Here is a 26,022-nt window from a genome sequence, read left to right as displayed (position 1 = left end):
CTTTGTTTCATCTGTCTGCTGATTACTTTAAAGAAACAATTCCATCTGTCACTGTGATCTTGTCATTGGCGATAAGATTGATTGCTTCCGGAAGGATCTTCCACTCTGCTTTTTCCATTACACGTCTCTGAAGCTCCTTGGATGTATCTCCGTCTTTTACCTTTACTGCTTTCTGAAGGATGATCGGACCTGTATCCGTTCCGGCATCTACGAAATGAACCGTAGCGCCTGTTACTTTCACTCCTCTTGCAAGAACTGCATCATGGACCTTAAGTCCATAAAAACCTTTTCCGCAGAAAGACGGGATCAGAGATGGATGGATATTGATGATCTTGTTGGGATACGCTTCCACCATCATCGGAGGGATCGCAACCAGATATCCTGCAAGAACGATCAGATCTACCTCTTTTTCCTGAAGCTTCGCCAGTAATGCTTTATGGAAAGCTTCTCGATCCGGATAGTCTTTCGGTGCGATGCATGCCGCCTCTATATCATGCTTTCTGGCTCTTTCCAGAGCATAAGCAGAGGCATTATTGCTGATCACGATATCCACTTTTGCATTTGTGATCTCTCCTGCATCAATGGCATCCAGGATCGCCTGAAGATTTGTTCCTCCACCGGAAACAAGAACACCGATCTTTAACATAAGGTCACTCCCTTTTCTCCCTCTTCAATGGTTCCTACCACATATGGCTTATCACCGGTTTTGCGGATAGCTTCCATTGTTTTGTCAACATCTGCAGGATCTACTGCCAGGATCATTCCAAGACCCATATTATATGTATTGTACATCATATGCTCATCAATATTTCCTTTTTCAGCAAGGAGCTTAAAGATCGGAAGTACCGGATAGCTGTCTTTTTTGACAACAGCTCTGGTTCCCTCTTTCAGCATACGCGGGATATTCTCATAGAATCCACCACCTGTGATATGGCTGCATGCATGAATCTTCACGCCAGACTCTCGGATGCTCTTCAGCGCTTTTACATAGATTCTGGTCGGTGCGATCAGTGCCTCTCCCAGAGTTGTTCCAAGCTCTTCATAATAAGTATCCAGAGACTCTTTTGTCATGTCAAATACTTTACGTACAAGAGAAAATCCATTGCTGTGAACTCCTGTGGAAGCCATACCGATCAGGACATCTCCTGGTTTCAGGGCCTCTCCTGTAAGAAGATCTTTTTTGTCAACGACTCCTACTGCAAATCCGGCAAGGTCATACTCATCTTCCGGCATAAGTCCAGGATGCTCTGCTGTCTCACCACCGATCAGAGCTGCCTCAGACTGTACACAGCCCTCTGCAACACCTTTTACGATCTCTGCGATCTTTTCCGGATAATTTTTGCCGCAGGCAATGTAGTCCAGGAAAAACAATGGCTCGCCGCCTGCACATGCAATATCATTTACACACATGGCTACAGCATCGATTCCGATGGTATCATGCTTGTCCATAACCATGGCTACCTTAACCTTGGTTCCACATCCGTCTGTTCCGGAAACCAGAGTAGGCTCTTCCATATCTTTGAATTTCTCCATGGAAAATGCACCTGAGAATCCACCGATTCCTCCAAGTACCTCCGGTCTCATTGTCTTGGCAATGTGCTTTTTCATCAGCTCTACTGATTTGTATCCTGCCTCAATATCTACGCCTGAAGTCTTGTAATCCATAATGTCCTCCTTATGACAACACCTTTTTATTTTTATGGTAAAAGATTTATTTAGTAATTTTTATATCCAACTTCCTGAAGCCTTGCGTCTTTCTTCTCAACCTGCTCCTTCAGATCCTGACTGTAGGCTTTCAGTCTGGAAAGAAGCTCTGCGTCGGAAGTTGCAAGGATCTTGGCAGCAAGAAGTCCCGCATTGGCGCCACCATTGATCGCTACTGTAGCAACCGGGATACCGCTTGGCATCTGTACGATTGAGTAAAGGGAATCTCTTCCTCCCAGAGAGGTTGTATGCATCGGAATACCGATCACCGGCATCGGAAAGATCGCCGCACACATTCCCGGAAGATGAGCTGCCATTCCTGCGCCTGCGATGATAACTTTGAAGCCTTTTTCTTCTGCTGTCTTTGCATACTCGAAAAATACATCCGGTTCTCTGTGTGCGGAAATGATCTTCATTTCATAATCAATCCCCAGTTTCTCCAGGATATCTGCTGCTTTGCTCATAACCGGCATATCTGAATCACTACCCATTACAATTCCTACTTTTGCCATTGTGTTCTCCTTTCATGGTACACTAACTGAATATTAGCCTGTGTCCTTTGACTATTGTTATGGTTATTCTACGTATATTCTCACTTTCTGTCAATACGATCGAAAAAACTGTAAATTTACTAATTAACTTATATTATTATTTAATGGAAGATTCTCAAAAGGACGGTTAAATTCCTCTGTTCCGGGAAGAACAAACCTTCCGTTTTCGATAATGGAGATCATTTCTCCCTCATCATCGATCACCCGGATACTTCCAAGCTCATCATAAGGTATCGTAATATCTGTATGACAGCCATAATAAGCAAGGCTTACGTCATCCTTTCGCATCTCGGAAATCTCATTATCCCTGGCGATGATCTCTTTTCCATCCGGATTATATACCGGTGTATCCTCTGCCCAGCTGTAACAGGTATCGCCCACAGCAAAATGCGGTCCCATTTTTTCTGCGATCAGGATCGGAAGCTTATCCGCAATTCCGTATTTCAGCGCCGCCACATAAGCTGTGGTATTTGTACCGATGGCAAACTCTCCCATGGGGATCTTCGGATGGTGGTGGAGGATATTATCTTCAATATATTTCCGGTTCTCTTCTTCGGTTTTAAAATTCGAGCAGGTGTAATCAATAACCTGGCCGCAGTCAAATACCAGCTTCAGATCCCGGAACTGAAGACCGTTCAGATATACTTTTTTCACATGAAGGATTCCGCCTGTGCCTGCCAGCTGCGGAGATGTAAAGACTTCGCCCACCGGAATGTTCACATCTGCCACACAGTTCTCAAAATTCGTCTGTTTCTCCGGATCTGTCAGTTCATGAAGATGAATCAGAAGATCCGTTTCATTGTCTCCACGTCCTTTGACTTCCACCCACTCACAGGTATCCAGGGTATTGATGATCGTCTGCTGGATTTCCTGATAGAGATGGTAATCCAATGTATTGATCTTTACGATCTCACGGAAAATTTCCTCATAATTTCCACCAATCTCAGGAACCGGATATGCAATGATCGTAAAACTTCTCTCATCACCTTTGATGTATCGGTTTACGATCTGTCCGGATTCATTGTCAAGTTCTGTCTGAAGCTTCTGCTGTATCTCGCTTAATGCATAAGCTTCCGGTTTACTTATCGGAGAGAAAGGATTTTCTCCAAATGTATCAATGCAGGCCGGACCGCCATGTACTTCTGCCAGTTCTCTGTACTTCTCATAGGAGGTCTGCATAGCACGAAGTTTTCGCTGAACAAAATCCCCATCCAGGAACAATGCACTGTCCTGACGATGATCGTAATCGTACTGCGGATTGGCAACGCCGCCTGTATAGCCTACTCTCACGGCGCCTCTCTTATTTACCACATGCGTTGCATGGCGATAGATCACCGGCTTCAGACCCATTTTTTCAAACTGGAGGATTGCTGCTTTTACCATCCGTTCAAAACCAAGACTATATCGGATATTTACTGTTTTCTTTTTTGTGATATCCTTCCGTCCGGTGATAAATCCGATCCGATAGCCTTCTGTATAGGTAGAAGCCATCTTATCGATCTCTTCCTGAGAAAGGGAGTTCAGAAACTCTGCAACTCCTGTTTCATTCTCTGAAACAAACTCGCCATAGCGATACAGATATCTCAGATCCGAAAGATCCGAATTCATGATGATATCTGCTGCAAAGTCAAGCTCCGGATCTACACCTTCCCGTATCCTCTGCTCCATCATATCCTGGCAGTAATCATTTACATAGGAACGGAGAATCCCCTCCACTGTTGCCGCCTCTGGAAGTTCTTCCTCACAAAATGCAGAATATACTTCCAGAAACAGTTCCATGGATACAGTCATATCCCACAGCCTTTTCTCATGAGCATAAGCTACAGTTCCTGCGATCTCTGCATACAGAAAACTGAAGGCTTTTCCATATTCTCCCATCTGCTGTACTGCATACGCCGGATTTCCATAGCTGCTTTCATAATTTTCCGGGAGGATATCCTGATAAAAGCAATGATTTCTCTCTTTCAACGCCTCCATCGTAAGCTCTGCTGCGCTCTCATCCATCACATCTGCTGCCATGGAAAGAAACTTTGCCCTGTTTCTGAAAAAATCTCCAAACGGTTTTTTTACGGTTTCTTCTGTTATGATCTCACGGATCCGTTCCTTCGCAAGTCCATAACGTTCTTTCATGCATTCTTCCAAGACTTCATCTCCCATCTTTTTCATCATTGATCACATGCCCCAGGGCAATGTGTTTGTCAACGAGTTCTTTCATATATTCCCAGATCACTTCAGAACCCTCTCCTGTTTTCCGGTTTCTCTTATAAATCTGACTTTTCTTCACCTGATGCTCTTCCCAGCTTTTTCCGTTGGAAGCATCATTTAGAAACAATGGCTGACAATTATCTAGCACATGGGCAAATTTCGCCTCCGGGGTTTCGTAAGCCTCAAACTCCTCCCATAATGCTTTTAACCACTGTCCCTGATCTTCCGGCAATAGTCCATAGATCCGTTCTGCTGCCTGCTTCTCCCTGTATTCCTTGGTTGTCGCTCCTTTTTCATCATATGCATAGGTATCACCTGCATCGATCTCTACCAGATCATGCGCCAGTACCATAGGAATCACCTTCGAAAGATCCACTTCCTCATTGGAATATTCCTTTAAAAGCACTGCCATCAACGCCAGATGCCAGGAATGCTCCGCATCATTCTCTTTCCGCTTTCCGTCTGCAAGATATGTCTGACGAAAAATATTCTTGACTTTATCTATTTCCATAATAAAGTCCAGCTGTTTTTTTAAGCGTTCTTTTTTATCCATCTGTTATACCCCCGATAAAAAAAGTCCCAGCCAGATAACCAGGATCACTCCATTCAAAATAGACCCGACCATGCTCGTCCTGTGTTTCCGGTTTTCTTCCGAAAAGCTGGAAAGCCCCAGTGTAAAGCCATATGCAGAAAGTAGCATGGCAAAAAGCCCGGTTCCGCCGATCAGGCCCCCGAGCTTTCCATCAAAAAAGAGTGCAAGCACAACTGCCGCGATAAACAGCACGAGGGAAGCCGCCGCAAGTCCTACAGACCATTTTCCCTTGGAAGCTTCTCTTTTTTTTGCAAATGCATATCTATATCTTCTTGCCATTAATTTTTCTCCTAATCCTGTCGCAGACTGCATAAATCCCATATCCAAGCGCTGCGCCCAGAGTATTCAATATCATATCATCCACATCAAAGCAGCCAACTTTTGTAAGCAGCTGGATCACTTCTATCGTCAGACTGATAAAAAAGCCGGATAATATGATAAAAAAGCCATTTCGCATTTTTCCGGTTATTACCGGAAGAATAAATCCGTATGGCACAAATCCCAGCACATTTCCAAAAACATTTGTGAAAAGCGCAAATGTACCCACTATTTTTCGATAAGTCCAGAAACGCCTGATCTCCACAAACGGAACAAGATTGTAACGGTATTCTCTTTCTGCATCCGCCACTCTTCCGTATCCTTCCGAAAAGAACAGAAGATACACAAGAACAAGAACATACAATACAAAAAAAGCTGTCCCGAGTTTTTTTACTCTGCGTTTTGTCCCTTTTTCCAATATTCTCCCCTGCTTAAATAGTCCGAAAAGCCACACGGAACAACGTGCGGCTTTTCAGATCATATTAGATTAATATCTCTGATTTTCTTCTGAGCAGTCTCGCACCGTTCACGATCATCAGAATTCCTGTGACAAGTCCCGTCACCAGAACGACAATACCGAGTGCAAGGCTTCCCGCCCCGCTGCTCGCCATAGTTTTATAAATTTTTTCATTCATAAGGCTGCGTCCTCCCAGTAAAAGCGGACCTTCGGAATCCGCCGCTCTTTTATGACCTTTTATAACAATATTATTCTGCGCCGTACTGGTCATAATATGCATCAATGGCAGCTTTCAGCTTATCATCGATCACAACACGGCCTTTGTATTCTTTGTTGTAGAGATGCTCAACAACCTCCGCCATAGTTACAATAGCTGTAGTCTGAAGGCCGTAGGTTTCCTCGATCTCTTTGAGCGCACTCTTTGTTCCCTGGCCACGTTCCATACGGTCAACAGAAACCACAAGACCTATCGGATTTACATCTCCCTGCGCTTTGATGATCGGAAGTGTTTCTTTAATGGATGTTCCTGCAGTCGTAACATCCTCAATGATCACTACCTTATCCCCATCCTGGATCGGGCTGCCAAGAAGAATTCCTTTATCTCCGTGGTCTTTCACTTCCTTACGGTTGGAACAGTAACGGATATCCTTTCCGTACATTTCACTGATCTCCATAGTTGCTGCTACAGAAAGCGGAATTCCTTTGTATGCCGGTCCAAACAGCACATCAAAATCCAGTCCGAATTTGCTTTCTATCGCTTTTGCATAATACTGTCCCAGCTTGCGAAGCTGCGCACCGGTACGGTAAAATCCTGTATTTACAAAAAATGGTGTCTTTCTTCCTGATTTCGTAGTAAAATCTCCAAATTTCAGGACATTACAGTCAATCATAAATTCAATAAATTCCTGCTTATACTGTTCCATTTATCTAATCCTCCATGTTTTTCATATATACGACAAACCCAGGATCCACACTCTGCTGCAATCCCAGTGTAAAATCCCTTTATTTATCCTGTTAATTCTAACATATGAACAACAGAATTGCAAATACGGCAATCCTCCGTTATTTCACTACTCCGATCAGCTCATTGATGTCTTCCACTTTCTGTTTTTCAAGAAATGCCTGAATACCATCTGCGATCTCCACAGTAGCATAAGGGTTAAAAAAGTTTGCAGTTCCCACAGACACTGCAGTAGCACCTGCCATAATAAATTCCAGGGCATCCTCAGCAGTTGCGATTCCTCCCATACCGATGATAGGAAGGGATACTGCATTTGCCACCTGATATACCATACGGACAGCTACCGGTTTTACTGCAGGACCGGACATTCCACCGGTTTTATTTGCCAGTGCAAATGTACGTCTGTTGATATCGATCTTCATTCCTGTCAGGGTATTGATAAGAGAAAGAACATCTGCGCCGCCAGCTTCTGCTGCTTTCGCCATCTCGGTAATATCGGTTACATTTGGGCTCAGCTTCATGATCACCGGCTGTTTTGCATATTTCTTTACTTCTTTTGTGATCTCTTCAAGAGCTTTCGGATTCTGACCGAAGGCAATTCCGCCTTCCTTGACATTCGGACAGGAAACATTGATCTCCAGCATATCCACAGGCTCGTTTCCAAGGCGTTCTACAACCTCACAGTAATCCTTTGCAGATTTTCCACAGACATTGACGATGATCTTTGTATCATATTTTTTAAGGAACGGAATATCTCTTTCACAGAAAACATCAATTCCCGGATTCTGAAGACCAATGGCATTGAGCATTCCGGATGCTGTCTCTGTCACTCTCGGTGTAGGATTTCCCGGCCACGGTACATTTGCCACACCTTTTGTCACAACTGCGCCAAGTCTGTTCAGATCCACAAATTCACTGTATTCCGCTCCGGAACCAAATGTTCCGGACGCTGTCATCACCGGATTCTTAAGTTCTACGCCGGCAAGATTTACATTCATTCTGCTCATAGCTCTACCTCCGTGCTCAGGAATACAGGTCCGTCTTTACATACTCTCTTGTTATGGACATGAGAATGAGAATCCACATCTTTGGATTTGCACACACAGGCAAGACACGCGCCTACGCCACAGGCCATACGCTCTTCCATGGAGATCCAGCACGGAATTCCTTTTTCAAGGGCATATGCCTTGATGGCACGGAGCATCGGGGCAGGTCCGCAGGCAAAGATCGCATCTGCCTCAAGATCGTTCTCACGGATGGCATCCATAACATTTCCCTTTGTTCCTGCAGAGCCGTCTTCTGTTGCCACATAGACATCTCCATAAGCTTCAAATTCCTTATTTAAAAACAGCTCATCTCTGTATCCGAGAACCATGATCTTTTCTGCGTCCAGCTGTTTAGCAGTTTCCAACATTGGCGGGATTCCGATTCCTCCACCCATGAGAAACACTTTTTTGCCTTTTACTGCATCCAGCGGAAAACCATTTCCCAGAGGTCCCATAGTCTCAATGGGGACCCCTGCATGAAGTCTGGAAAATTCCTCCGTACCGGTTCCTTTTCCTGTAACGCGATATACCAGTCTCAGTTTTCCTTCTGCTTTATCGATCTCACAGAGACTGATGGGTCTTGGCAGAAGCTTACCGCCATTGCGGCTGTAAAGTGATACAAACTGTCCCGGCACTGCATTTTTTCCAATCTCACCTGCATCCAGCCACATACTGTAAATATCTGTACCAATACATTCCTGGCTGAGTATCTTACAGGGCTTTTTTGTTTTTTTACTTTCTGATGTACTCATAAAATGCCTCCTGTATTATCTGTTCTCCAGCGCACCGCTGATATCCGCGATCATATCTTTTACTGCCGCTCTGGAAGCATCTGCGTAATTTTCAGCGCCAAACTCTTTATATTTCTCCTGCTTATATGCAGCGATGATTCCTCTGGAAGAGTTTACGATAGCACCAAGTCCGTCCTCATTAAAGAAATGGACAAGATCTGCGCCCTTTCCACCCTGAGCACCATATCCGGGAACAAGGATAAATGTCTTCGGCATGATCTTTCTTAATACCTTTCCCATTTCCGGATAGGTCGCACCTACAACAGCACCAACATAACTATATCCATCACCCATAAGCTCATCGCCCCACTGTGCAACCTTCTCACCTACCAGCTCATAGAGCGGGCGACCGTCGATGACACGATCCTGGAACTCACCACTTGATGGATTAGAAGTTTTGACCAGAACAAAGATACCCTTTTTCTCTTCCTTGCATACATCCATAAAGGGTTTCACACCATCAGAACCAAGGTATGGATTGACTGTTGCAAAATCCTCATCAAAACCTGCATATTTTTTTGAGCCTACCTGAACCTGTCCCAGATGACCAACTGCATATGCTGCAGATGTGGAACCGATATCACCTCTTTTGATATCACCGATCACAACCAGATCTTTGGATTTACAATACTCAACCGTTTTCTTGTATGCGATCAGTCCCGGGATACCAAACTGCTCATACATGGCGATCTGTGGTTTCACTGCCGGGATCAGATCACAGGTTGCATCCACGATTCCTTTGTTATACTGCCAGATTGCTTCTGCAGCGCCTTCCAGAGTCTCCCCGAACTCTGCAAAAGCCTTCTTCTGGATATGCTCCGGAATATAATTCAGCATAGGATCCAGTCCTACAACGATTGGTGCATTTGTTTTGCGGATATTGCTGATCAGTTTGTTAATCATGATTCTTTCTCCTCCTGGTTATTAAATACAATTTTTCCGTCACAGATGGTATAAAGCACTTTTCCCTTTACTTTCCAGCCATCAAACGGTGTGTTATGTCCTTTGGAAACAAATTTATTTTTATCGATAGCATACTCCTGCTCCGTATCCACGATGATCACATCTGCCGGATGGCCTTTCTGGAGAGTTCCTCTGTCAAGCCCGAGGATTTTCGCCGGATTCAGGCACATCTTCTCAACCATCTGTTTCAGTGTGATCACATCTTTTTCCACCAGCTCTGTATAGGTGAGCGGAAGGCTTGTTTCCAGACCTACGATCCCAAATGGTGCATTCTTCATAGAACCTGTTTTTTCCTGTGCACTGTGCGGTGCATGGTCCGTGCTGATCACCTCGATGGTACCGTCCTTCAGGCCCTGTTTCAGCGCTTCCACATCCTTCGGTGTACGGAGTGGCGGATTCATCTTGTAATTCGGGTCATCTGTTTTAATATCATCGGATGAAAGGATAAAATGGTGCGGGCATACTTCAGCTGTGATATTGTCGTATCCTTTCTCTTTTACGATCTTCATCATCTGAGCATCCCCATAAGTGGAACAGTGGCAGAGATGAAGATGGACTCCTGTCTCCAGCGCCAGAATGATATCTCTGGCTGTAATGGTATCTTCTACTGCATTGCAGATTCCGGGAAGCCCCAGTCTTTTGGCGTTCTCATCCTCATTCATGCATCCATCTCCACGCAGATCGATATCTTCACAATGGTCAAAAAACGGCACGCCACATTCTGCTGCGATCCTCATTGCTTCTTTACAAAGTGCTGTATTCATCACAGATTTACCATCCTCGGACACTGCCGGGATCCCCGCTTTCACCATTCCGGCAATATCTGCAAGTTCAGTACCCTTTTCTCCCATGGTGGCTGCACCTGCCTGAAGTACATGAATACCGGAAACCTGTGCCGCCTTGTTATGTACATAGTTTACCCGGTCCGGATTATCAATAGTGGGAGTTGTATTTGGCATAGCAACTACAGTTGTCACACCACCACGTGCTGCCGCAGCAGCACCACTCTTGATATCTTCCTTATGTGTCTGGCCCGGATCACGAAAATGGACATGAAGGTCGATAATTCCCGGCATGACCAGCTTTCCTTTCGCATCGATCACACGGTCGCCGTCTTTCTTTTTCAGCTTCTGGCCTATTTCCGCAATGATTCCGTCTTCCAGATAAATATCGCCTGTTTTATCCGTATCTGTAGCCGCATCGACGATCCGGCCTCCTCGAATCAGAATCCCCATTTCTGTTCTCCTCTCATCCTGTATTTTCAAAGCCGATCCTTCAATCCGCTTGTATTCTCCTATATCATACACGAAATCTCTCTATTTATAAAGATTTTTTTTACAAAGCAATTTCGCCCCTTTTTACACCCCGGAATTGTTGGAATTTTCTCCTTGACATTTCAAAACACGGGTTATATAATCAGAGCATGGCAAAATATTTAATGTAAAATCACTAGTTTTTAGAGATTATATTTACATGAATATAGTCTGTAAAATCTGGTGATTTTTTATTATCATCAGAAGGCTATTTTAATTTTTTTTATTTTTATGGAGGTAACACAAAATGAACAAGGGAACTGTAAAATGGTTCAACGCAGAAAAAGGTTATGGTTTTATCACAGGTGAGGACGGACAGGATGTATTCGTACACTTCTCCGCTATCAACGGTGAAGGCTTCAAATCTCTTGAAGAAGGACAGGCTGTATCCTACGACTTAACAGAGGGCGCTCGCGGAATGCAGGCTGCTAACGTTACAAAGTTATAATTCTATAACCATAAAAAACGTATAAGTCAAAACGGGGCTGCTTTATGGCAGACCCGTTTTTTATTGCATTGTATTTATCCTGTATATAAAAATCCCCGGGATGCTTCAACACATCCCGGGAACCCATCATTTCATATGTGTTTTCTATTCCGCACTGTCTGAAGATAATCCGGAAATATAATCTGTCAATGCAGAAGTATCCATCACAGTATCCACCTTCACACTGGCTTCCTTCGCCTGGATCTTGGCATATGCGGAATATCCGATCCAGCCTACAAGCAGAACCGCGATGAGGATCCATGCCGCCATCTCAAGTACAAATTCTGCGCGTTCCTTCTTCAGGGCACTGTTTCGCGAGTATTTGTTGTTTTTATATTTGTCAACTTTCTTCTGGCTCATTGTCTTTCTCCTTTGCCGCTTCAGTACTTCGTACATTATAGCACACTTGTTTTCAAAAGAAAAGCGGCAACTCCCTGAAGAAATGTGATAATTTTCTGAACTGGAGATTTTCTCTGATCAGACTGCTACGATAACGCCACCATCGTTGGCATACATACTGCTGACACCGGCAGTATCCATAACTACGATCTTTGCTGGGTGCAGTTTCTCACGGATAGCCTCCTCCAGCATCTTCGCTCTTTCCGGACAGTTGCAATGAGTGATGGCAACTGTCTTTTCCGGGATGTTGATCCCCTTCTCTCCAATGTGATCCACCATTTTTACGATTGCTTTATTCATGCCTCTGGCCTGATCCAGCTGACAGATCGTTCCTTCCGGAGTAGCTCCCATAACCGGCTTGATCTTCAGTGCACTGGCCACCAGAGCTTTCACTCTGCCCAAACGTCCGTTCTTGCGCAGAGTTTCCAGATTCTCCAACACAAAAAATGTGTTCATCTCTTCAATATATTTCTCTACTTCACTTACTACTTCTTCAAAAGAAAGTCCCTTTTCTTCACACTCCACGATCTTCATGGCAATCAGACTCTGACCACCGGATGCAGATTTGGAATTAAATACATGAACCTTTTTCTCCGGCTGCTCTTCCAGGAACAGGTTTTTTCCAAGAATCGCACTGTTATAGGAACCACTCAATTCTGCCGATAGCGTCACCGCATAAATGTGTTCCGCATCACACTCATATGCCTTCATATAGCGTTCCGGAGAAGGGCATGCAGACTTGGGGCATTCCGGGCAGGCCGCAACCTTCTTTAAAAAATCTTTCTGATTGAAATTCTCATCATCTATAATATTCTCACCGCCCACCGTCAGCGTCAGTGGTATGGATTCAATCCTGCCGTCATTTTTCCATTCATCTAAAAGCTCCCCACAGCTATCTATCGCAATCTTATAGCTCAATTATATCGTCCTCTTTTCCATTATATGTAGTATTCAATACCACATCTATCGTATCACATAAACAGATATTTGAAAAGAGTTTTTTAAAAAGTCTGTCCTTTTTTCTTTATCTGAGATATAATGTCTACACGCGATCACATAAAAGAAAGGAAGTGCGGCATGCTTGCATTAAAGATCACAGATATCCGGGATTTCACAAACAAACTTTTTATAGGAGAAGTATTTGACAAATTCTGTCTGTCCGAAGCGACTGTGACTACTTTTAATACTTTTACCATTGATGGCAGGCTTCAGAAAGATTTTTTTGATACAGACAGCATGAACAGACTCACAGAGCACGGCCGGACACATTCTCTCTGGAAGGACATCAGACCTTTCTGCTGGTCTGTGATCCGCGGTAAGCGTACGCCCTTAAGCTTCAGGATCGTGCTGCATTTAAGTCGGAGTGGAGTTGAAGCCGCAATGAGAAATACAGATTTCGGAATTTCCTCCGAACAGATAGACGGACTATTCTTAAATCTTCAATTTAAAAATAACAGCCTTCTTTGTACTACCGGAACCTCTCTTAAAACATTCTCTATGGATAAACGCCCAGAGCAGCTCTGGGATGATATGATCCTGAGCTTTCTGTCCAGGAATCAGATTCTTTTTGAAAGGCTATAGTCAATTCTCTTCTTCTATTTCCCTCAGGTAATACGCAAGCATATCAATAAATTCACTGTTGGTAGGCTTGTATTCCAGAGGATATCCTGCAATCTCATCCAGCAGTTTTTTATTTCCTTCCCAACACACATTTACCATTGTTCTGATATCATGCTCAATATTGGTAGGTGTTGATCTGTACTTCCGCGCCAGGCATGGATAAATGTCCTTTGTGATCCGCAATGGTTTATACTGATACCCCATGGAAATCTTTACCGCTTCCGCAACGAAAAAATATCCTTTGTATTTCGAATTTGCACCAAGTCTTCTGATCAATCCATACACCTTTTTCATACATTTGTTCCTCCATTTCATTTTTTTCTCTTTTTAAAAGCACTCCCTTATGTATAATACGACAGTTATCTATATTTTTCGCTTTCTTCTGAAAATTTATTTTATACATATTAGATACTAATTTAAATTTTTAGTCATATTTTACAGGTTATTTTTATTTAATATCTATTATTTTATTTAAAATTCCTATAATTGTGTTAAAGATACACATATTGTTATAAAAAAAGCAAAGGCTTTGCCCCATTACGGGCAAAGCCTTTCGATCATTTTATATGTCGTTTTATTTTGTAAGGACCATAAGGATATCGTTGCTTCTCTTTACAAATTTTGTCATTTCTTCAGGAGAAAGCTGTTTATGGCTCATCATTGCAAGATCATAAAGCTGTTCACAGATCACCGGAACATACTCTGATCCCTGATTTTCTGCTATAAATCTTACAAGAGGATGATTTGCGTTCAGTACAAGTACTTCCTGACCACCGAACATATTCGGATCCATTCCGTACATATTGTACATTTTCATCATATCCTGCATACGGCGACTCTCCTCAGGAAGAGTGATCATCGCTGCAGTTCCCTCATTTTTCAGCTTCTCTACTTTTACTTCAAGTTTATCCTTGCCAAGATTCTTACGGAACACCTCAGTAAGTGTCTTGACTGTTGCTTCATCCGCTTTTCCGTCTTCACGAAGCTCTTCTGTCAGATCTGCATCAATTCTCTTGAACTGGATCGTCTGATCCTGCTGTTCAAGATGGGAAATAAACTGTGAATCGATCACATGCTTCAGCAGTACAGCATCTTTACCCGCTTCACGGAACATATTAATGTACTGGCTCTGCTGTACCTCATCGGTCACATAATAGATCACCGTTTTTTCCGGTTCCTCATTCTGGGATCCTTCAGAAGCTTTCTCCTCTGTCTTCTCCTCTTCAGCTGCTTTTGTTTCTTCTTTTTTATTTTCCTCAATGCAGTCTTTCAGGGTAAGATATTTGCCATCCAGATTCTTAAAGAGGATATAATCGTTCATCTTCTCACCAAATTTCGCATCCTTGATGCATCCAAATTTGATAAACGGGCTGATATCATCCCAGTACTTCTCATAAGACTCTCTGTCTGTCTTGCACATTCCGGTGAGCTTATCTGCTACTTTCTTGGTGATGTATTCAGAAATCTTTTTCACAAAACCATCATTCTGCAGTGCAGAACGGGAAACATTCAGTGGAAGATCCGGACAGTCGATCACGCCTTTCAGAAGAAGAAGGAATTCCGGGATCACCTCTTTGATGTTATCTGCAATAAATACCTGATTATTATAAAGCTTGATGGTTCCCTCAATGGAATCATACTCTGTCCTGATCTTCGGGAAATACAGGATACCCTTCAGGTTGAACGGATAGTCCATGTTCAGATGGATCCAGAACAGCGGTTCCTTGTAATCCATAAATACCTTACGGTAAAATTCTTTATACTCTTCATCCGTGCACTCATTTGGGTGTTTCATCCAGAGCGGCTGTGTATCGCTTAAGGATACCGGCCGTTTATTGATCTTTACTTTATCTTTGGCAGGAGAAACTTCCACAACTTCTTTCTCGCCTTTATCATTCTCCTTTTCCTCTGTCTTGGCATCCTCATGGATATGCTCAACTACCACATCATCTTCACGGAGATCTGCCTCATCGATCGTTTCATACTCCTGTTCAGCATTTGCTTTGGAAAGATAGATATTTACCGGCATGAAAGAACAGTATTTCTCGATAACCTCTCTCATACGATATTCATTGGCAAACTCCAGGCTTTCCTCATTGAGGAAAAGAGTGATCTCTGTTCCCGGTTCTGTTTTGTTTCCGTCTGCCATCTCATACTCCGTACCACCGTCACAGGTCCAATGTACCGGTGTGGAACCCTCCTTGTAAGAGAGAGTATCAATATGAACTTCATCTGCAACCATAAATGCAGAATAAAATCCAAGTCCGAAATGACCGATCATCTGATCATCCGTTGTTTTATCCTTATATTTCTCAAGAAACTCTGTGGCACCGGAAAAAGCGATCTGTGTGATATATTCCTCTACTTCATCTGCTGTCATACCAATACCGTTATCGATAAACTTCAAAGTTTTCTGATCCGGATCAACGATAACATTTACAGCCGGTTTGTAACCTTCCGGGAATGTATAATCTCCCATAACTTCCAGCTTTCTCAGTTTGGTGATCGCATCGCATCCGTTGGAGATCATCTCTCTTACAAAAATATCATGGTCGGAATATAACCATTTCTTGATAATCGGAAAAATATTTTCACTGTTGATTGATAAACTTCCATGTTTTGCTGACATATATGTCACTCTCCTTTTGTTTTTATTTTTATTTCTGATGTTCCGACAGAGCCGGAAACCTGTTGTTTTTTTCAATAAATATATACTAATACGACTTTTTACAAAAGTCAAGAAAAATTTAGCACTCATCGTTATAGAGTGCTAGTAACAGCATATAAAACGGATCTCTATGTGCAAAAAAATCCCTCCGTACATTTTTTGTACGGAAGGTGCTGTAAAACTATCTTCTACATTCTGTTCTTATTTTTTCTTTCTACGATATACAAGGATTCCTCCAATACATACCACAGCCACGATCAAAATGATCACAAATGTCATGATCGGTGTACTGTCTCCCGTCTGCACTGCAGATTTCTGATTTGTCTGTGTCACTGCCGGACTCGGAGTCGCAGTAAGAACTGCTGCCTGTGATACCGTAAAAGTAACCGTACTTTCTGACTGTGTACCGGTATCCTTCCAGCTGGAGCCGTCGTATTTCTGCTGTCCAAAGGTAACTTTCAGAGTATATTTTCCCGGCTTGCTGACACGGAATGTTGCAGTATAAGGCTCTCCATCCCAGGTACGGGTCTCTGTGATCTTCCAGCTCTTCGGCTGATATCTGGTATCTCCCTTACGCGGGTTTGTATTATCCATTCCTGCACCAGCTGCTGTAAAGGTGATCTTTGTATTGGTATCATACTTGCCATTGGAATCAATGCCTGTGATCTTATTGTCCGATGCAGCGGCTTCCGTGCCCTGATATCCATTTACTGTAATACTTACTGCGATCACTGTACTGATCTTGTTGGGATTCTTAACCCCCTCCGGAAGAATGACGGTACCTTTTACATTAAATATCTGACGTTCTGCAGAAGACGGATCATAAGAAGATCCCTTAACATCCCATTTAACAGATGCCTTCTGCTCTCCCTTTGTTGTAGTGATCTTTACTGTTCCCGGAAGCTTCAGGGCTTTCTGGGTTTTCTGGGTTCCATTGGGTAGATCTTTGATATCGGATGGCTTTTTGATGCCTGTAAGGTTATTCGCCTTCTTACCGTTATCTGTTTTTTTCTTTGTAACGCTGAAATGGACATTTACATAAGCTTCCACATTTGCATCATTGGCGATCACAATGTCTTCCAGATATTCCCCCTGTGAAAGTCCGCTGACCGGCTGTACGCTAAAGGTTGCATTATCTCCTGCTTCCAGCTCTGTGGCGGAAAGTGTACCAATTGTATATGCATTTGATGAAGGCTGTTTCAGAACGATCTTTGTATTTCCGGTGTTGGTAACTGTAACTTTCTTCGCATCAGGAAGTTCCTTATAGCCTTCCTCTTTGGTTCCAAACTCCAGACTATCTGTTACCGAAAGACCGGGATTGGGTTCCGGTTCCGGTTCCGGCTCCGAAACTGTAAATTCCAGCCGGACTTCAGCCAGTGTGTTTCCGGTATTCTGATCTGTCACAGAAATCGTATCGCTGTGATCTCCGACCTGAAGACCGGTCTTGGGCTGTACGGTAAAGGTTGCCGCCTTATCTCCGGGATTGAGCACTTCCGCAGAAGGCTCTCCCACCTCATAATCCTCCGGAGCAGAAAGCTGGATCCGGATAGCCTCTGTACCTGTATTCTCTACGGTTACAGGCTGTGCATCCGGCGCAGTCTCATAGCCCTGTTCCAGTGTTCCAAACTTCAGAGGACCTTCCGGTTTCACTGTTGCAGTAACTGTTTTTGGTGTTTCTGTCTTTACCATAACCGAAGCCGTCACTGTAGCAGATGCTTCCGTGCTTTCATCAGAAGCAAATACAAGCTCTTCCACGTATGGATCATCTTTTGCAGAGAGTCCAAGCTTAGGCTGTACGGTAAAGGTCTGCTCTCCTCCCTGCGCCAACTGGATATTTCCGCTACTCTCCACTTCACTGACCGGCGCAATATCAAAAAACTCCGACTCAGGCTGTACTAACGTCACAGCTTCTGTACCTTCGTTTTTGATCGTGACTGTACTTGTTGTTTCTACCTTTTCATAACCGGCAGTCAGATCATCAAAAGGCAGTTCTGTCGGATCCGCAGTTAGCTTGTATATTTTTTCCGCTGCAGGGTCCGATGTTTCCCCGGGATCTGTCTGCTCATTATTTTCATGATCTTCGGCTTTTTTATTTTCCGGTTCTTTTACTGTAAAGTCCGCTTCAAAGAAGACATCGGCACCTTCTTCTGTCTGATACGTGATCAGATCTTTGTATTCTCCAGCCTTCAGACCTTCTCGTGGTTTTACCCACACAGCAACACTTTCACCACTCTTTAATGGCGCATCGTTAATATCCGCAGCCATGAAATTCTCCGGGGCAATCTCTTTAAAATTGAGATCTCCGGTTCCGTTATTTGTGATAGTAACCATCTGTGCTTCCGGAATTTCCGTATATCCCTCTTCCACGGAACCAAAATCCAGAATTCCACTTCCATCTTCCGTGTATGCAGATGCCGAATATGTCGGTTCCTCATTTTTTTCGGAAGCGTCTGCTGCTGTACCTGCGGAATCCGGTGTCTCTGTCTGACTATCTCCAGATGTATCTGCCTCATCGGTATTCTGAGGCCCTGACTGTTCTCCGTTTACTTCTATAACAGAGTTTTCAGCAGGCTCCTGGGTATCTGCAGGTTCCTGTGCATCTGTATTTTCCTGTACATCTGTATTCTCCTGCACATCCGCAGACTCCGTTTCTTCTGCCGGCTCTATGGTTTCCTCAGGCTGAGCACTATCAGGCTCCTCTGACGTTCCAGCTTCTGTATCCGGCGTGTTCTCTGAAGACTCCGAATCTGCCGAAGCTTCACTTTCCTCCGCATCCGGATCTTCTCCTACTGCTTTGGCTTCTTCCTTTTTCTTTTCTGCCAGTGCTTTGGCTTCCTCCTCTGTTTCGGAAACCTCCTGGGTCGTCACCGTAAGCTCACCACTGACTCCCGTCTCTTCTTTTCCGGTGATCTTCAGAACGATCGGAAGACCCAGATCTTTTTCATCGATTTTATAAGTCTTATCAGTTCCTACCTCTGTAAGAAGGTCTCCGTCCTTTAATGACCAGGAAAAACTCACATTATCATCTGTGATCCCCTCCGGCTTGACCTTTGAGTAATCTGCACTTAAGGTAGACCCGATCGCAAGTGTTCCTTTGACCTTCAGCTTTCCATCAAGAGTTCCCGATGGAGCTGCAGTGGCAAATACCATCGATGGAAGCAGCGTTACCATCATAAGCACAGCCATGACGACTGCCAGCACTCTGCTTTTTTTCATATCCCATCCTCCTTTACATCATTTTATTTTCCCCACATTTACCCTTTCTACGCAGGGCTTTCTTTTTGCTGATGCAAGTTTATCATATTTAATTTTCAGAGGTGTAATCCCTGCTTTCCGTCAGCCTTCTACGATCATATATTTTCCGTCCGGGAGTTTGAATACTTCACTTTCTTCTTCCAGCTCCTTCAGGGAAATCCCCTCCACATCTGCGCCCATTCCATCCAGATATTTTTTAACATCCTTCAGGGAATCCAGCACAACTGCCATGCAATCCTCTAGAAATTCCTCTGCCTCCTCAAAATCCTCTGCTACCGGCTCATCAAAAAGCTGACCCTGTTTTTCCAGAAATGTCTGGACATATTCTTTCTTGTACATATTAAAGTACCTCCTTTATATCTCCGCCCGCCGCGATCAGTCTGCGAAGTACTGGTTCCACCTTCTCTGTCTCGTAGAAAGCCGCCGCCTTTACCCCTGGCTTCGCATGCTTCATGGCAAAGCTGTATTTTACAGATTTCATCATTTCAATATCATTGTATTCATCCCCGAACGCTATGCATTCATCCGGTCCGATTCCCAAAAGTTCCTGGTATTTACGGATCCCTTTTGCTTTGTTCGTGGTAAATGGAACAAAATCCACCCACGCAAATCCGGATGTCACAACAGTACATCTGTCTTTGAACCGTTCTCTCCAGTACCGGATGGATTCCTCCGTCATTCCTTCTCTCTCATAAACTGCAACCTTCATACAAGGCTCTGTGATCTCATCAAAACTCTTTATGATCTTACACTGATTTTTTACTTCTTCGATCATCAGATGGCGATAATGTTCTGTCTTGGGCATGATATAATAAAAATCCTTTGTAGAACAGGAAAATTCCGCTCCGGGCTTTTCCCATATTGCCTGAATGATCTCTCTGACCAGTTCTTTGTCAAAGCTGTCGCAGTACAGAAGCTTCTCATTCTGGACAGCAAGCCCGCCATTTTCACTGATAAATGCCATCTCGTCCTTTACCGGCGCAAAAAGATTCCTCATATTGGCATACTGTCTGCCACTGGCTGCCACAAAGAGGATTCCCATTTTTTTCAGTTCCTTTACCAGCGGAAAAATCTCTTCCGGCAGCGTCTGTCTTCCACCGATAAGCAGCGTTCCATCCAGATCACTGGCAACCATCTTAATCATGCTGCTTCTCCTCATAGATAGTAAACAGATCACCAGGTACAGCTGCTACAATATCTGCACCGTTATTTTCAAGCTCTTCTCTGTCACGGAATCCCCATAGTGCACCAACGGTATACATTCCGGCAGCACTTCCTGTCTGCATATCTGTCTTTGTATCTCCGATATACATACATTCTTCCGGCTTTACGCCGAAATCTTCTGCAATCTTCAGCGGACCATCCGGCGCCGGCTTTCTGCGGATCCCTTCCTGCTGTCCCATCACCTCATCAAACAGATCGCCATAGATCGCCTTTACCACTTTCTGCGCCGCAACATGAGGCTTATTGGAGCATACAGCCATCTTAAGGCCTGTATGTTTCAGCTTCTGAAGGGTTTCCGGCATATCTTTATATGGCACAACTTTATACAACGGATCTTCATCAAATTTCCTGCGATAAAGTTCCCTGACTTCTTCGTAGTGTACCAGCTCCGGATCTCCTGCATCGATCAGGCATCTTCTGATCAGCATATCTGCACCTTCACCGCTGTAATAACGAAAATTATCTGCCGGCTGTGGTTTCAGGGAAAACTTTTCCATGATCTCATTCGCCACATATGCCATAGATTCCAGTGTATCCGCAATTGTTCCATCCAGATCAAATATACAAGCTTTTATCATTTTGTCTTTCATCCTCTCAGGTTCATTCCCAGTTTTTTTGTCTCATAGATCAGTCTTGCCACAGGCAGTCCCACCACGTTGTTATAATCACCACGGATTCCCTTCACATAGGCTCCCCAGGCGCCCTGGATCCCATAGCTTCCGGCTTTGTCCATTGGGTCTTTGCTGTTTACATATTCCTTTATTTCTTCCTCTGTCACCGGATAAAAGCTCACATCTGTGCACTCATGGAAGGTATGAGCTTTCCATCTCCCTTTTTCTCTTATCAACAAAGTTACACCGGTATATACCTGATGTGTATTCCCCTGCAGCATAGCGAGCATCTCTATTGCAGCTGTCTCATCTGCCGGTTTACCTAAAATCTTACCCTCATAAGATACAACGGTATCTGCACCGATCACAACCACATCTCTCAGATCTCGGTTCTCCTCTTCCTCCAGCGCGTATGCCGTAAACATAGCTTTCTGACGAGAAAGTTCCTCCACCACTTTCGCAGGCTCTGCACTGGTGATCCGTTCTTCCCCGCTGGCAGGCTTCACTTCAAAGGCGACTCCTACCTGGCTTAAAAGTTCCCGCCTCCTGGGAGATGCGGAAGCAAGCACGATTTTCTTCATGTGTAATTCCTCTCTTTCCTGTGTTATCAGTATAACCGTTTCTGTAAATGGGCGCAACCGAAATCGTTGCAGGAGCATTTTGTACTTATCCATTTATTCCTGATGACGATAAAACAAAACAAGCAGTACACCCTGATACCTGTTCACGGTGTACTGCTGTCATATGTTTCGTATTCTTTTTGACAGTTTTTATGCTTTCGGTAATTTGAAAGAGCTCTTCAGAGATACAATGCGGTTAAATACCGGTGCTCCCTCCCTGGAGTCATGGATATCTGCGCAGAAGAAACCGTTACGTACAAACTGATAGCTGTCATAACCTTTTGCTTTCAGAAGCTCCGGCTCTACATAAGCACTTGTTACTGTAAGAGAATTCGGATTTACATTAAGAGAACCATCTTCTTTATTGTAAACACCTTTTTCTTCATCTACGATATTCTCGTAAAGTCTTACCTCAACTTTACCTGCATTGGATGCTTCCACCCAGTGGATCGTTCCTTTTACCTTACGTCCGTCCGGTGCATTTCCGCCCTTGGTCTCCGGGTCATAGGTACAGTGGACTACACGGATCGTTCCGTCGTCATCTGCCTCATAACCTGTGCAGGTTACAAAATATGCATTCATAAGACGAACTTCATTTCCAATATAGAGACGTTTGTATTTCTTAGGAGGCTCTGCCATAAAATCATCACGTTCAATATAAAGTTCTCCACTGAACGGAATCTTTCTGGTTCCAAGCTCCTCATTCTCCATATTATTCGGAGCTTCAAGATACTCAACCTGTCCTTCCGGATAGTTATCGATCACGAGCTTGATCGGATCAAGGATCGCCATCATACGCGGACGTTTCAGCTTCAGGTCCTCACGGATGCAGTACTCGAGCATTGCATAATCTACAGAACTGTTCGCCTTTGAAACGCCACAGAGTTCTACAAATTTACGGATAGACTCCGGTGTAAATCCACGGCGGCGAAGTGCGGCGATGGATACTAGTCTCGGATCATCCCATCCATCTACGATGCCGTCCTCAACAAGCTTCTTGATATAACGTTTACCTGTAACAACGTTGGTCAGGTACAGCTTTGCAAACTCGATCTGCTTCGGTGGGTGCGGATATTCCAGTTCCTTTACCACCCAGTCATAAAGCGGTCTGTGGTCCTCAAACTCCAGAGTACAGATAGAATGTGTCACACCCTCAATGGCATCCTCGATCGGATGAGCGAAGTCGTACATCGGATAGATGCACCATTTATCTCCTGTATTGTGATGTGTCATGCGGGCTACACGGTAAATGACCGGGTCACGCATGTTCATATTCGGTGATGCCATATCGATCTTGGCGCGGAGAACCTTCTCGCCATCTCCGTATTTGCCCTCACGCATCTCTTCAAAAAGCTGAAGATTCTCTTCTACAGTACGGTTTCTGTACGGGCTCTCTTTACCTGGCTCTGTAAGAGTTCCTCGGTACTCACGAATCTGGTCTGCAGTCAGGTCGCAGACAAAGGCCTTGCCTTTCTTAATAAGCTTCACTGCTGCCTCATACATCTGATCAAAATAATCAGATGCAAAGAAAAGTCTGTCTTCCCAGTCTGCACCAAGCCATTTCACGTCAGCCTTGATGGACTCTACAAATTCGGATTTCTCCTTTGTAGGGTTGGTATCATCAAAACGGAGATTGAATTTTCCGTTGTATTTCTGAGCCAGTCCATAATTTAAAAGAATGGATTTCGCATGTCCGATATGAAGATAGCCGTTAGGTTCCGGTGGGAAACGTGTATGCACGGTGTCATAAACGCCTTCTTCAAGATCTTTGTCTATAATATTTTCAATAAAGTTTTTGGAAACTGTTTCGTTCTCCATTGCTTTCCCTCCTAAATATCATCCTGATGTTTTATCTTATCATAAATCCGGAGTTTTTGAAACCCGCAAAACCTGTATCTAAACAAAAAATTGTCTGTTTTTAGACACAAAAAAAGCTGCTGACGGGAATCGAACCCGTGTGTAACATGCTATTTTCCTTTATTCATGCGCTTTTGCGGGTTTCACTTATGATTACCTTTGATTACCTTTTTTGTAAAAAATTCATACACTTATTATTTTGAAATCTGGTATGTTGCTAAGAATTTCTTTTTTTCGATCTATAGAACGCCTATTTTTATGGTAATATCCCTCTGTACATTTAATATCTGTATGTCCCATCAGATCAATAACCATTCTTTCATCCACGTTGTTGTCAAGAAGAATACTGGCAAAAGTTCTTCTCGCCTTATGTGGTGACTTCGGCTTAATATGTATTTGCTTACATGTTCGTTCCATTCTCCGCCGTATTACATTTGTCGTCATTCGTTTACCTTTTTCATTTACAAAAACATACTCCTGTGTTGGATTACATCTTTTAAGTTTTTGAACAACCCATATATAATCTTCCGGAACAATCACTGTTCTAACACCAGCCTGTGATTTTGGAAATTCTTTTACCCGATAATCATATTTACCTTTTTCGATAAACACTCTTGTTTCTGTACGTCTAATTTTAATAGTATTGTTATCAAAATCTGAAAATTTTAAAGTAACCAACTCACCAACTCTGATCCCCGTGAGAAACATCAACAAGATTCCTAGATTAACCACGTCTAGTCTATCCTCTAAGCATTCTATATACCGTGGCAATTCATCTTCATTGAATACCGCTTCATCATCTTCCTTTATTGTTCTCTTAAAGATAGAATCTGAGGTATCTAAATCTTGAAGCATCTCTTCCGGACTCCAATCAATAAGTTTTCTTTTTTTCGCCCGTTTCAGAAATCCTCTTGTTATTGTTTTCAAATTAGAAAAGGCTTTTGCTGTAAGATTATGTTCTGCTATTTGAATCTCAAGAAAATCACTAAATTCATCCGGTGCAACATATCTTATTCTTCTTTTTCCCAGTTTTTCATAATGCCGCTCATATATCTGACAATTCCTCTGATGCGTTGGAGCAGCAATTTTTCCCAGCTGTAATCGCCTGTCGTTCCACTCTTCAAACACTTCCTGAATTGTTGGATTTTCTGCTTCTTTTCTGTAATATTTAGCAACTTCTTTCTTGATATCTTCTTCAGATGTTCTCTTTATCAGTTTTCGGCCATTAGCCTTCGTTTTGTCTGGAAGATATGTTCTCCACTTTCCGTCCTTTCCTTGCCAGATTTTGTACGGGTGCTGCTGTAAGTATTTATCTCTTTCAGCCATTTCTTTCATCTCTTGCACATATGACAAGTCAATAATATCATTATTCTGGATGTATTTCAACATTCCCATCGCCATCTCAGGTGTCATATTTTCAACCATATTACCCATTTTTTTCTCCTTGTATTCCAATTATTCACTGTTTTGTTCCACCAAAAAAAGAGCATCCCAGCTCTTACATGACATATTCTTACAGCCGGTCCAGCTAGAGTTTTCTTCTCACTGTTGCCGCTACTTCCGCCGCTGCTGCCATCCTGTCACGTTCCGGGGATGCTCTTCACATCTGTTTTGTTCTTCCTTCGTATATAATTATTCGCATTCTTCCAGGTTCTGTTTCAGTATCTTTCCTACGTCCAAAACATGCGCTTCTGCTTCTATATCCTCCACATTGTCTGTTATTGTTGTCGTATACATGATCGCTTTTCCTCCACTTACATTACAATCATATAAAGCTGCCATTAACAAGTCCTGAAACTGTTCCTGTGGAAACTGAAAGGATGGACAGTCTGCATTTTTTATCTTCTCTTCCAGCTCTTTGTTATGCTCTGCGTCCGGTTTGCTTGCATAATATGTCAGATTTTTATGGATCTCCCGGGGCAGCAGTTGCAAATTCTCCGCACGGTTGCACTCTTTTCCTTCACTTGGCTTATACTGGTTCTTTTTTCTGATGTGGTGGATCTCATTATCTTCAGAACCAAACTCATTTTCACAGAAACAGTCGCTCATTACCCGATACATGGTAACGTGCTTATTGTGCTTCTGTCCTGCAACTTTGTACTCATAATACCAGTCCTGTCCCGTCCGACTGCCATCTTTATTCTTTGTCCCTGTATACCTGTGGTTTGATTTCACTACTTTGATCTTACTGCCATATGCAGAGAACAAATAACCTTTATTAGACATAAACCAGTATGCCGGGTATGGCTCCTTGCACTGAACGATCTGCTCTCCTTCCTGCATAACATAATTAAATGTATTCTCCATCAGATCATCAAATTTTTTGCTGTATTCTTCTCTGGTATATTTTTTGTATTTTCTCATTTTCATTTACTCCTTT

27 protein-coding genes are annotated in these 26,022 nt (G+C 43.3%); 2 read left to right on the top strand and 25 right to left on the bottom strand.

What is annotated here, in order from left to right:
- Positions 1-22: 22 nt before the first annotated feature.
- The 13 genes from purN to GPK58_RS07635 form a co-directional block, all read right to left on the bottom strand.
- A complete protein-coding gene (gene purN, locus GPK58_RS07695) occupies positions 23-646 on the bottom strand; it encodes a phosphoribosylglycinamide formyltransferase (RefSeq protein ID WP_173741671.1) in 624 nt (207 codons plus the stop codon).
- On the bottom strand, positions 640-1,665 hold the full coding sequence (gene purM, locus GPK58_RS07690; protein ID WP_173740908.1) for a phosphoribosylformylglycinamidine cyclo-ligase: 1,026 nt from the start codon (positions 1,663-1,665) through the stop codon (positions 640-642). Before purM ends, purN begins: the two co-directional genes overlap by 7 nt.
- Positions 1,666-1,715: 50 nt before the next feature.
- Positions 1,716-2,216 (bottom strand): 5-(carboxyamino)imidazole ribonucleotide mutase, encoded by a 501-nt coding sequence (purE, locus tag GPK58_RS07685; protein ID WP_015525905.1) that lies wholly within the window; start codon positions 2,214-2,216, stop codon positions 1,716-1,718.
- 123 nt (positions 2,217-2,339) lie between these two features.
- Positions 2,340-4,421, bottom strand: a complete 2,082-nt coding sequence (locus tag GPK58_RS07680) for an aminopeptidase (RefSeq protein ID WP_442860553.1) — start codon at positions 4,419-4,421, stop codon at positions 2,340-2,342.
- Positions 4,402-5,013, bottom strand: a complete 612-nt coding sequence (locus tag GPK58_RS07675; RefSeq protein WP_118752432.1) for an HD domain-containing protein — start codon at positions 5,011-5,013, stop codon at positions 4,402-4,404. Before GPK58_RS07675 ends, GPK58_RS07680 begins: the two co-directional genes overlap by 20 nt.
- Positions 5,014-5,016: 3 nt before the next feature.
- Positions 5,017-5,331, bottom strand: coding sequence for a hypothetical protein (locus GPK58_RS07670; RefSeq protein WP_015525901.1), 315 nt, complete (start codon positions 5,329-5,331; stop codon positions 5,017-5,019).
- The gene (locus GPK58_RS07665; RefSeq protein WP_022426214.1) at positions 5,315-5,788 is read right to left on the bottom strand and encodes a VanZ family protein; all 474 of its coding nucleotides are present in this window, start codon (positions 5,786-5,788) and stop codon (positions 5,315-5,317) included. The genes GPK58_RS07670 and GPK58_RS07665 overlap by 17 nt, the downstream gene beginning before the upstream one ends.
- A gap of 64 nt (positions 5,789-5,852) precedes the next feature.
- Positions 5,853-6,005 carry a hypothetical protein gene (locus GPK58_RS07660; protein WP_022426215.1) on the bottom strand — a complete coding sequence of 51 codons (153 nt, stop codon included), beginning with the start codon at positions 6,003-6,005 and terminating at the stop codon, positions 5,853-5,855.
- Between the two features lie 70 nt (positions 6,006-6,075).
- A complete protein-coding gene (pyrE, locus tag GPK58_RS07655) occupies positions 6,076-6,750 on the bottom strand; it encodes an orotate phosphoribosyltransferase (RefSeq protein WP_015525899.1) in 675 nt (224 codons plus the stop codon).
- 139 nt (positions 6,751-6,889) lie between these two features.
- Positions 6,890-7,795: a dihydroorotate dehydrogenase gene (locus tag GPK58_RS07650; RefSeq protein ID WP_015525898.1), complete on the bottom strand. Its 906-nt coding sequence runs from the start codon at positions 7,793-7,795 to the stop codon at positions 6,890-6,892.
- Positions 7,792-8,586: a dihydroorotate dehydrogenase electron transfer subunit gene (locus tag GPK58_RS07645; RefSeq protein WP_021650964.1), complete on the bottom strand. Its 795-nt coding sequence runs from the start codon at positions 8,584-8,586 to the stop codon at positions 7,792-7,794. The genes GPK58_RS07650 and GPK58_RS07645 overlap by 4 nt, the downstream gene beginning before the upstream one ends.
- Positions 8,587-8,601: 15 nt before the next feature.
- Positions 8,602-9,528, bottom strand: a complete 927-nt coding sequence (gene pyrF, locus GPK58_RS07640) for an orotidine-5'-phosphate decarboxylase (RefSeq protein WP_118516102.1) — start codon at positions 9,526-9,528, stop codon at positions 8,602-8,604.
- A complete protein-coding gene (locus GPK58_RS07635; RefSeq protein WP_015525895.1) occupies positions 9,525-10,823 on the bottom strand; it encodes a dihydroorotase in 1,299 nt (432 codons plus the stop codon). Before GPK58_RS07635 ends, pyrF begins: the two co-directional genes overlap by 4 nt.
- A gap of 325 nt (positions 10,824-11,148) precedes the next feature.
- Here GPK58_RS07635 and GPK58_RS07630 point away from each other — a divergent pair, with 325 nt between their 5' ends.
- Positions 11,149-11,349: a cold-shock protein gene (locus GPK58_RS07630; protein ID WP_015525894.1), complete on the top strand. Its 201-nt coding sequence runs from the start codon at positions 11,149-11,151 to the stop codon at positions 11,347-11,349.
- A gap of 144 nt (positions 11,350-11,493) precedes the next feature.
- Here GPK58_RS07630 and GPK58_RS07625 read toward each other — a convergent pair whose 3' ends face one another.
- Both GPK58_RS07625 and GPK58_RS07620 read right to left on the bottom strand, forming a co-directional pair.
- Positions 11,494-11,748, bottom strand: coding sequence for a hypothetical protein (locus GPK58_RS07625; protein WP_015525893.1), 255 nt, complete (start codon positions 11,746-11,748; stop codon positions 11,494-11,496).
- Positions 11,749-11,865: 117 nt separating this feature from the next.
- Positions 11,866-12,705 carry a DegV family protein gene (locus GPK58_RS07620; protein WP_059085169.1) on the bottom strand — a complete coding sequence of 280 codons (840 nt, stop codon included), beginning with the start codon at positions 12,703-12,705 and terminating at the stop codon, positions 11,866-11,868.
- A 159-nt stretch (positions 12,706-12,864) separates the two neighbouring features.
- Here GPK58_RS07620 and GPK58_RS07615 point away from each other — a divergent pair, with 159 nt between their 5' ends.
- Positions 12,865-13,368: a DUF5721 family protein gene (locus tag GPK58_RS07615; RefSeq protein WP_022426217.1), complete on the top strand. Its 504-nt coding sequence runs from the start codon at positions 12,865-12,867 to the stop codon at positions 13,366-13,368.
- Here GPK58_RS07615 and GPK58_RS07610 read toward each other — a convergent pair whose 3' ends face one another.
- The 10 genes from GPK58_RS07610 to GPK58_RS07565 form a co-directional block, all read right to left on the bottom strand.
- On the bottom strand, positions 13,369-13,701 hold the full coding sequence (locus GPK58_RS07610; protein ID WP_022426218.1) for a sporulation initiation factor Spo0A C-terminal domain-containing protein: 333 nt from the start codon (positions 13,699-13,701) through the stop codon (positions 13,369-13,371).
- Between the two features lie 280 nt (positions 13,702-13,981).
- Positions 13,982-16,036 (bottom strand): molecular chaperone HtpG, encoded by a 2,055-nt coding sequence (gene htpG, locus GPK58_RS07605; protein ID WP_059085170.1) that lies wholly within the window; start codon positions 16,034-16,036, stop codon positions 13,982-13,984.
- A gap of 240 nt (positions 16,037-16,276) precedes the next feature.
- Entirely contained in the window at positions 16,277-19,291 is a 3,015-nt protein-coding gene (locus tag GPK58_RS13085; protein ID WP_235812322.1) for a hypothetical protein, read from the bottom strand.
- 120 nt (positions 19,292-19,411) lie between these two features.
- Positions 19,412-19,669 carry a hypothetical protein gene (locus GPK58_RS07595; protein ID WP_015525887.1) on the bottom strand — a complete coding sequence of 86 codons (258 nt, stop codon included), beginning with the start codon at positions 19,667-19,669 and terminating at the stop codon, positions 19,412-19,414.
- A 1-nt stretch (position 19,670) separates the two neighbouring features.
- Complete coding sequence (locus tag GPK58_RS07590; RefSeq protein ID WP_021650974.1) at positions 19,671-20,474, bottom strand: Cof-type HAD-IIB family hydrolase; 804 nt, start codon at positions 20,472-20,474, stop codon at positions 19,671-19,673.
- A complete protein-coding gene (locus tag GPK58_RS07585; protein ID WP_044961208.1) occupies positions 20,467-21,132 on the bottom strand; it encodes an HAD family hydrolase in 666 nt (221 codons plus the stop codon). The genes GPK58_RS07590 and GPK58_RS07585 overlap by 8 nt, the downstream gene beginning before the upstream one ends.
- An 8-nt stretch (positions 21,133-21,140) precedes the next feature.
- Entirely contained in the window at positions 21,141-21,746 is a 606-nt protein-coding gene (locus tag GPK58_RS07580) for a Maf family protein (RefSeq protein ID WP_022426223.1), read from the bottom strand.
- 189 nt (positions 21,747-21,935) lie between these two features.
- The gene (locus GPK58_RS07575; protein WP_015525883.1) at positions 21,936-23,603 is read right to left on the bottom strand and encodes a glutamine--tRNA ligase/YqeY domain fusion protein; all 1,668 of its coding nucleotides are present in this window, start codon (positions 23,601-23,603) and stop codon (positions 21,936-21,938) included.
- A gap of 222 nt (positions 23,604-23,825) precedes the next feature.
- A complete protein-coding gene (locus GPK58_RS07570) occupies positions 23,826-25,076 on the bottom strand; it encodes a tyrosine-type recombinase/integrase (RefSeq protein WP_252195781.1) in 1,251 nt (416 codons plus the stop codon).
- A gap of 198 nt (positions 25,077-25,274) precedes the next feature.
- Entirely contained in the window at positions 25,275-26,006 is a 732-nt protein-coding gene (locus GPK58_RS07565) for an HNH endonuclease signature motif containing protein (protein ID WP_215638451.1), read from the bottom strand.
- Between the last annotated feature and the right edge of the window lie 16 nt (positions 26,007-26,022).

The sequence above is a fragment of the Blautia sp. MCC270 genome (assembly GCF_018785605.1).
In the GTDB taxonomy this organism is placed as follows: domain Bacteria; phylum Bacillota; class Clostridia; order Lachnospirales; family Lachnospiraceae; genus Blautia_A; species Blautia_A fusiformis.
The sequence above is the reverse complement of the archived record's forward strand: the minus strand, read 5'-3'. Positions and strand labels throughout refer to the sequence as shown.

Coding starts and splice junctions, on each gene's coding strand:
- GPK58_RS07650 (WP_015525898.1), bottom strand. CDS start 7,795: ATGAGCAGAATGAATGTAAATCTTGCCGGCGTAGAACTTAAGAATCCG.
- GPK58_RS07610 (WP_022426218.1), bottom strand. CDS start 13,701: ATGAAAAAGGTGTATGGATTGATCAGAAGACTTGGTGCAAATTCGAAA.
- htpG (WP_059085170.1), bottom strand. CDS start 16,036: ATGTCAGCAAAACATGGAAGTTTATCAATCAACAGTGAAAATATTTTT.
- GPK58_RS07580 (WP_022426223.1), bottom strand. CDS start 21,746: ATGAAGAAAATCGTGCTTGCTTCCGCATCTCCCAGGAGGCGGGAACTT.
- GPK58_RS07570 (WP_252195781.1), bottom strand. CDS start 25,076: ATGGGTAATATGGTTGAAAATATGACACCTGAGATGGCGATGGGAATG.
- GPK58_RS13085 (WP_235812322.1), bottom strand. CDS start 19,291: ATGAAAAAAAGCAGAGTGCTGGCAGTCGTCATGGCTGTGCTTATGATG.
- pyrF (WP_118516102.1), bottom strand. CDS start 9,528: ATGATTAACAAACTGATCAGCAATATCCGCAAAACAAATGCACCAATC.
- GPK58_RS07565 (WP_215638451.1), bottom strand. CDS start 26,006: ATGAGAAAATACAAAAAATATACCAGAGAAGAATACAGCAAAAAATTT.
- GPK58_RS07670 (WP_015525901.1), bottom strand. CDS start 5,331: ATGGCAAGAAGATATAGATATGCATTTGCAAAAAAAAGAGAAGCTTCC.
- GPK58_RS07615 (WP_022426217.1), top strand. CDS start 12,865: ATGCTTGCATTAAAGATCACAGATATCCGGGATTTCACAAACAAACTT.
- GPK58_RS07675 (WP_118752432.1), bottom strand. CDS start 5,013: ATGGATAAAAAAGAACGCTTAAAAAAACAGCTGGACTTTATTATGGAA.
- GPK58_RS07590 (WP_021650974.1), bottom strand. CDS start 20,474: ATGATTAAGATGGTTGCCAGTGATCTGGATGGAACGCTGCTTATCGGT.
- GPK58_RS07635 (WP_015525895.1), bottom strand. CDS start 10,823: ATGGGGATTCTGATTCGAGGAGGCCGGATCGTCGATGCGGCTACAGAT.
- GPK58_RS07630 (WP_015525894.1), top strand. CDS start 11,149: ATGAACAAGGGAACTGTAAAATGGTTCAACGCAGAAAAAGGTTATGGT.
- GPK58_RS07625 (WP_015525893.1), bottom strand. CDS start 11,748: ATGAGCCAGAAGAAAGTTGACAAATATAAAAACAACAAATACTCGCGA.
- pyrE (WP_015525899.1), bottom strand. CDS start 6,750: ATGGAACAGTATAAGCAGGAATTTATTGAATTTATGATTGACTGTAAT.
- GPK58_RS07575 (WP_015525883.1), bottom strand. CDS start 23,603: ATGGAGAACGAAACAGTTTCCAAAAACTTTATTGAAAATATTATAGAC.
- purM (WP_173740908.1), bottom strand. CDS start 1,665: ATGGATTACAAGACTTCAGGCGTAGATATTGAGGCAGGATACAAATCA.
- GPK58_RS07680 (WP_442860553.1), bottom strand. CDS start 4,421: ATGAAAAAGATGGGAGATGAAGTCTTGGAAGAATGCATGAAAGAACGT.
- GPK58_RS07585 (WP_044961208.1), bottom strand. CDS start 21,132: ATGATAAAAGCTTGTATATTTGATCTGGATGGAACAATTGCGGATACA.
- purE (WP_015525905.1), bottom strand. CDS start 2,216: ATGGCAAAAGTAGGAATTGTAATGGGTAGTGATTCAGATATGCCGGTT.
- purN (WP_173741671.1), bottom strand. CDS start 646: ATGTTAAAGATCGGTGTTCTTGTTTCCGGTGGAGGAACAAATCTTCAG.
- GPK58_RS07660 (WP_022426215.1), bottom strand. CDS start 6,005: ATGAATGAAAAAATTTATAAAACTATGGCGAGCAGCGGGGCGGGAAGC.
- GPK58_RS07645 (WP_021650964.1), bottom strand. CDS start 8,586: ATGAGTACATCAGAAAGTAAAAAAACAAAAAAGCCCTGTAAGATACTC.
- GPK58_RS07595 (WP_015525887.1), bottom strand. CDS start 19,669: ATGTACAAGAAAGAATATGTCCAGACATTTCTGGAAAAACAGGGTCAG.